Source organism: Methylibium sp., assembly GCF_031393925.1.
Lineage (GTDB): Bacteria > Pseudomonadota > Gammaproteobacteria > Burkholderiales > Burkholderiaceae_C > Methylibium.
Window position 1 is genome coordinate 1 of the sequence record NZ_JANMWL010000170.1, and the last position, 5,680, is coordinate 5,680.

Here is a 5,680-nt window from a genome sequence, read left to right on the forward strand (position 1 = left end):
GCACCGGGCACCGATGCGGCACCCTGCCAAGGCAGCGGTTTGACCGTCGCACCGGGGCGCAGCTTCTGGAAGCCGTCGACCATCACCTGTTCGCCGGACTGCAGCCCGGCGAGGATCACCCACTGGCCGTCCTGCGCCTGACCTACCTTCACCGGCCGCGAACTGACCTTGCCGTCGGCGCCGACGACCATCACGCTGTCGCCCTGGCCCGAGCGGCTCACCGCCTGCTGCGGCAGCAACACCGCGTCGCTGGCCTGTGCTTGCTCGAGACGCCCGCGCACATAGAGCCCGGGTAGCAGCACGCCCTCGGGGTTCGGTACCTCGGCGCGCAAAGTGACCTGCCCCGAACTCGGGTCGACCGACAGGTCGGAGAACAGCAGCCGCCCCGGTTGCGAATAGGCGCTGCCGTCGTCGAGCAAGACGCGCACCAGCGCGGCCTCTGAGCCGCTCGCGCGCTGCAGCCGGTTGCTGTCGAAGGCCTTGCGCAACCGCAGCACCTCGCTGGCAGGCTGGGTGAAGTTGATGTACATCGGGTCAATCTGCTGGATCAGCGCCAGCTGCGTCGCCTCGCCCTGCCCGACCAGCGCGCCCTCGGTCACCAGCGAGCGACCGATGCGCCCCGAGATCGGCGCCGTGACGGAGGCATAGCCAAGGTTGATGCGCGCACTTTGCAGCGCCGCTCGGGCGGCGGCCACGCCGGCCTCTGCCTGCTTGCTCGCGGCCACCGCGTTGACGTAGTCCTGCTTGCTGATGGCATTGGCCTCCAGCAGCGGCCCCAGACGCTCGGTCTGCGAGGCGGCCTGGGTCAGGTTGGCCTCGGCCCGCGCGAGGGCGGCCTGGGCACTGTCGGCCAAGGCCCGGTAGGGTGCCGCGTCGATGCGAAACAGCGGCTGCCCGGCCTTTACGTCGCTGCCCTCGCGAAACAAGCGCTCGAGCAGGATGCCGCTGGCACGCGCCCTCACCTGCGCGGTGCGCGACGCCTCGAGTCGCCCCGGCAGCTCGGTCACCAAACCCACGGCGCGCGGCACCGCGCTCACCACGCCCACCTCGACCGGTGGCGCGCCGATTGCCGCCGCTGCGTTCGGCGCTTCGCCCTGCTTGGGGCCGCAGGCACCCAGCACCAAGGCCAGCAAGGCCGCCGCGGCAGCATTGAGGCACGGCGGACGCGATGACATGAACAGGGCGGCGGATGGATTCATGACGTTGTTAAAGGCAGACATCGTTGTTCTTTGGGTTCGGAGCGCGCCTTAGGGTCCGTGAGCCACGAAGCCCGCGTTCGGCAAGGGTTGTAGCGGATGATGCTTGACGCTGGAGGGCACGACCCTGGCGCCGGCTCAACGCGGCACCAAGGTCAGCACCCGCCCTGCTCGGCCGTCACCCCACACCGGCAGGTACTCATTGCGCGACCAGCGCTCGACGAAGTTGCGGTAATCGTTGCTCAATGCCAGCCCGCTCTGGCCGCTCGAATGCATGAAGCGCGACTTGGCGCGATCGCCAAGATCGTAAATGGCGCGCAGGCTCGGGCCGTGCTCGTCCAGGTAAAGCTCGCCGGTCGTCGCGTCGGGTCGCAGGCCCACCCGCGACACGTTGACGGTGTAGGTGTCGCCGCCGACCGGCGTGCGCAGCTCGAACCACGGCGCCAGACCCGCAACGCGGCTGAACGGCCGGTGTTCGGAGCGCGCCGTGTGCGCCTGGCCCCAGCGCCACTGGGTGACATCGGGCCCCTGCAGCGCCTGCAATTCGTCCAGCGCGCGGGTGAAGGCCGCGTCCGACTGCCCGGCGCAGGTCTCGACGACCGGCGTGCGCTGGTCGTCGCACCAGCCGGTGTCGTCGCGCTCGAGCACGCCTTCGAGCGCATCGCGAAAGCCGCGGCTGGCCAACTGGCGCTCGAGCAGCACGGGGCCGACGTCGTCGGAAAACACGCCGTGCGTGAGCTGGCGCGCCCAGGCCCAGAAGATCAGCGGCGCGGCGCGCTCGGCGGTCATCGTGCCCTCGAAGCCTTTGAGCTCGTGCTGCGCCGCCGCCGCCAGCGCGTGGGGGGACTTCGCGCGCTGCAGCAACGGCAGCAGGCGCTGCGTTGCCGCTGAAAACACGTCGGCCTGGATCGCCGCGAGGCTCTCGACGCTGTGCAGCGGCCGTGCCGCGAGCAACTGCTCGATGCGTTGCTGCCGGTACGGCGGCGCCCACTCGCTGGTGATGTAGTGCGGGTACTGCGGGCCATGCACGCGCTGGTTGGCCGTGGCGATCCAGCCGCGGGCGGGGTCACGCTCGCGCGGTGTCTCGCTCGCCGCCACGAAGCCGGCCCAGTCGTAGCGGGCGTCCCAGCCGGGCGCCGGTGCCAGCCCGCGCAGGTCGTTGTCGGGCCGGCGCAGCGGCACGCGGCCGGCCGCCACCATGGCGATGCGCTCGGCGTCGGCCACCACCATGTTTTGCATCGGTGCGACGTACTGCGCCGAGGCGGCGATGAACTCGTCGACCGAGCGCGCCCGGTTGAACGCCAGGCCAGCATCGAGCGTGGCGCTGGCGTCAGCGTCAAGCGCGGTCCAGCGCAGCGCCAAGGCATAGCCCGGCGCCGCCGGGCCCTCGGGATCGATGCCGACCAGGCCAGCGACTGCGCCGCCCGCGTCGGAGATCACCGGGCCGTGGCGGCTCTGCCGTGCGTTGAAGGCAACGTCGGGCTGGCCTTTCACGCGGATCGTCTCGGCGAACTGCTCGAACTGCGCCCAGCCGTCGGGTGTCTCGTAGCGCTGCTTGGTGCCGGGCGCGTCAGCGGTGTTAATGCGCTCGAGGTAGAGGTCCTGCACGTCGGGTGCGGTATTGGTAAAGCCCCAGGCGACATGCTCGTTTTGACCCAGCACCACCAGCGGCAGGCCCGGCATGGTGGCGCCCGCCACCTTCAGGCCGGGCGCCTCCAGACGCGCAAAGTACCAGAGCGCCGGTGCGCTGAGCTTGAGGTGCGGATCGTTGGCCAGCAGCGGGCTGCCGGTCCTGCTCCGCGTGCCTGCGACGACCCAATTGTTGGAGCCGGCCCCCTCCACCGCTGACTCGGGCTGCCACGGCAGCGCGAGCCCGGCCGTGGCGCCGGGCGCGGGCTTGTCTGCGCTGATGCCCAGGCGCCGGTACAGGCCCGCGTAGTCTTGCGTGGCCAGCGGCGTTTCACCCGGATATGGCGGCAGCAGCTGCGCAATGCGCTCGGTGGGCATCAGCAGGGCCAGCTTCAGGCGCAGCAACTCGCTGCCCCAGTTGGCGCCGAGGTCCCAGGCCATCATGGTTGACCAGCCGAGGCTGTCGAGCGGGCTCCAGGCCTGCGGTTGAAGGCCCAGCAGTACGAATTCTGGCGGGCGCGCGGCGAGGTGTTCTGCGATGAAAGCGTTGATGCCGGCGCTGTAGGCCTCGAGCATGCCGCGCACGTCGGGGCTCGCCTGTTGCCACTGGCGCTCGGCGCTGCGCCGCACGCCGAGCGCGCGCAGGAACTTGTCGGCCTCGAGCGCGTTCGCGCCGAAGGCCTCGGCCAGACGACCGGAGGCGATGCGCTTGTGCGTCTCGAGCTGCCACAAGCGGTCTTGTGCGTGCGCAAAGCCCAGGCCGAACCAGGCGTCTTGCAAGGAGGCCGCGCGGATGGTGGGAATGCCGTGCGCGTCGCGCTCGATGGTGAGCGCCGCGCGCAGGCCGCCGGCCTGCAGCCGACCCTCGGTCGTGGGCAGGGCGCGCTGTCGATAGACCAACCCGGCTGCCGCGAGCAGCACCACGAGCGCCAACACGGCCAGCAGGCCGCGAACGAGCCATTTCATGCCGCCCGATCAGTCGCGACGCAGGAAGTCCGCCTTGCCGAGTTCAACGCCGTTGTGGCGCAGCAGCGCATAGGCGGTGGTCAGATGGAAAAAGAAATTGGGCAGCGCAAAGTGCGTGAGGTAGTCCTCGCCGGAGAACTGCAAGGGCTCGCGGCCGCGCACCGGCACGCTGATGGCCTTGTTCTCGGTGCCATTGATCTGCTCGGGCGCCACGCTCTTCACGTAGGCGATGGTCTTTTCGATGCGCTCCTGCAACTGCACGAGGGTCGACTCGGTGTCGACGAACTTCGGTGCCTCCACCCCGGCCAGGCGCGCCACGCCGAACTTGGCGCCGTCGCAGGCGATCTGCACCTGCTTGGCCAGCGACAGCATGTCGGGCGCGAGCCGCGCGGTGAGCAAGGTGTCGGGGTCGAAGCCGCGGGCCTGCGCATGCGCGAGTGCCTTGTCGAGCCATTTCGAGAGGTTGCCCAGCATGCCCAGGTAAATGGGCACGCAGGTCGAATGCATCGAAAGCGCCATCGCGGTCTCCTCGGGTCGGTGTCGATCGATGCTAACGGTAACGGTGCGGCGACGCTTCGCCGGTCAACGCGGGCTCGGCGGCATGCACAATCCGTGGCTGAATTCGGCACCCTGGCCTCATGAACATCACCATCTTGGACGACTATCAGGACGCGGTCCGCAAGCTGCCCTGCGCCGCCAAGCTCGACGGCTACAACGCCAAGGTCTTCACCAACACCGTCAAGGGCATCGGCCAGCTCTCGGTGCGTCTGCGCGACGCCGAAGTGCTGGTGCTGATCCGCGAGCGCAGCCACTTCCCGCGCCAGCTGCTGGAGAAGCTGCCCAAGCTCAGGCTGATTGCGCAAACCGGCCGCGTCGGGCCGCACATCGACATCGACGCCTGCACGCGCCTGGGCATCGCGGTGGCCGAGGGCGTGGGGTCGCCGGTGGCGCCGGCCGAGCTGACCTGGGCGCTGACCATGGCAGCGATGCGGCGGCTGCCGCACTACATCGCCAGCCTCAAGCACGGCGCATGGCAGCAATCGGGCCTGCGCTCGGCCTCGATGCCGCCGAACTTCGGCCTGGGCATGGTGCTCCGGGGCAAGACGCTGGGGATCTGGGGCTACGGGCGCGTCGGCCAGCTCGTCGCGGGCTATGGCCGGGCCTTCGGCATGAAGGTGATCGTGTGGGGCAGCGAGGACTCGCGCGACAAGGCCGCTGCCGACGGCTGCGCTGCGGCACCGACGCGTGAGGCGCTGTTCGAGAGCAGCGATGTGTTGTCGCTGCACCTGCGCCTGGCCGACGTCACGCGCGGCATGGTGACCCTCGACGACCTGCAGCGCATGAAGCCGAGCGCGCTGTTCGTGAACACCTCGCGCGCCGAACTGGTCGCCGAAGGCGCGCTGGTCTCGGCGCTCAACCGCGGGCGCCCCGGCATGGCCGCCGTGGATGTCTACGAGAGCGAGCCGATCATGCAGGGCATGCCGCTGCTGCGCCTGGAGAATGCCGTGTGCACGCCGCACCTTGGCTATGTCGAGCTGGACAGCTACGAGTCCTACTTCGGCGCGGCCTTCGACAACGTCATTGCCTTCATCAAGGGCGAGCCCACCAACGTCGTCAACCCCGAGGCGCTCAAGGTGATGCGTGGGTAGCGTCACCACGCGGCGCCGCACGCCGCCGCACGACAAGACGCCGCGAGGCGCCGCTCAGCGCGGACTCTCGAAGAACACGTAAGTGGCGTAGTCGCCAACCTCGAAGTACACGCGCTTCTCGCTCGCGTCGACCTTGTTGTCGAGGTTCTCGTCGAGCACGCCGTAGCCGAAGCGATAGGCGCGCGGCAGACCGTCGTCGGTGCCCAGAGCGGTGCTCAACTTGTCGACCTTGAGGAAGCG

The 5,680-nt window shown here is 69.6% G+C and carries 4 protein-coding genes and 1 pseudogene; 1 reads left to right on the plus strand and 4 read right to left on the minus strand.

Going from position 1 to position 5,680, the window contains the following annotated elements; genetic code table 11:
* The 3 genes from RMO12_RS09415 to RMO12_RS09425 form a co-directional block, all read right to left on the minus strand.
* Positions 1 to 1,199: efflux RND transporter periplasmic adaptor subunit (locus RMO12_RS09415; protein WP_309639096.1), on the minus strand; the 1,199-nt coding region annotated here is incomplete at its 3' end.
* A 135-nt stretch (positions 1,200 to 1,334) separates the two neighbouring features.
* Positions 1,335 to 3,791, minus strand: a complete 2,457-nt coding sequence (locus RMO12_RS09420) for a penicillin acylase family protein (protein WP_309639097.1) — start codon at positions 3,789 to 3,791, stop codon at positions 1,335 to 1,337.
* 9 nt (positions 3,792 to 3,800) lie between these two features.
* A complete protein-coding gene (locus RMO12_RS09425) occupies positions 3,801 to 4,310 on the minus strand; it encodes a DUF1993 domain-containing protein (protein WP_309639098.1) in 510 nt (169 codons plus the stop codon).
* A gap of 119 nt (positions 4,311 to 4,429) precedes the next feature.
* On the opposite strand from RMO12_RS09425, the gene RMO12_RS09430 reads away from it, so the two are divergent.
* Positions 4,430 to 5,440 carry a D-2-hydroxyacid dehydrogenase family protein gene (locus RMO12_RS09430; RefSeq protein ID WP_309639099.1) on the plus strand — a complete coding sequence of 337 codons (1,011 nt, stop codon included), beginning with the start codon at positions 4,430 to 4,432 and terminating at the stop codon, positions 5,438 to 5,440.
* A gap of 54 nt (positions 5,441 to 5,494) precedes the next feature.
* On the opposite strand, the pseudogene RMO12_RS09435 reads toward RMO12_RS09430, so the two are convergent.
* Positions 5,495 to 5,680: pseudogene (locus RMO12_RS09435) on the minus strand (hypothetical protein); the annotation flags it as partial.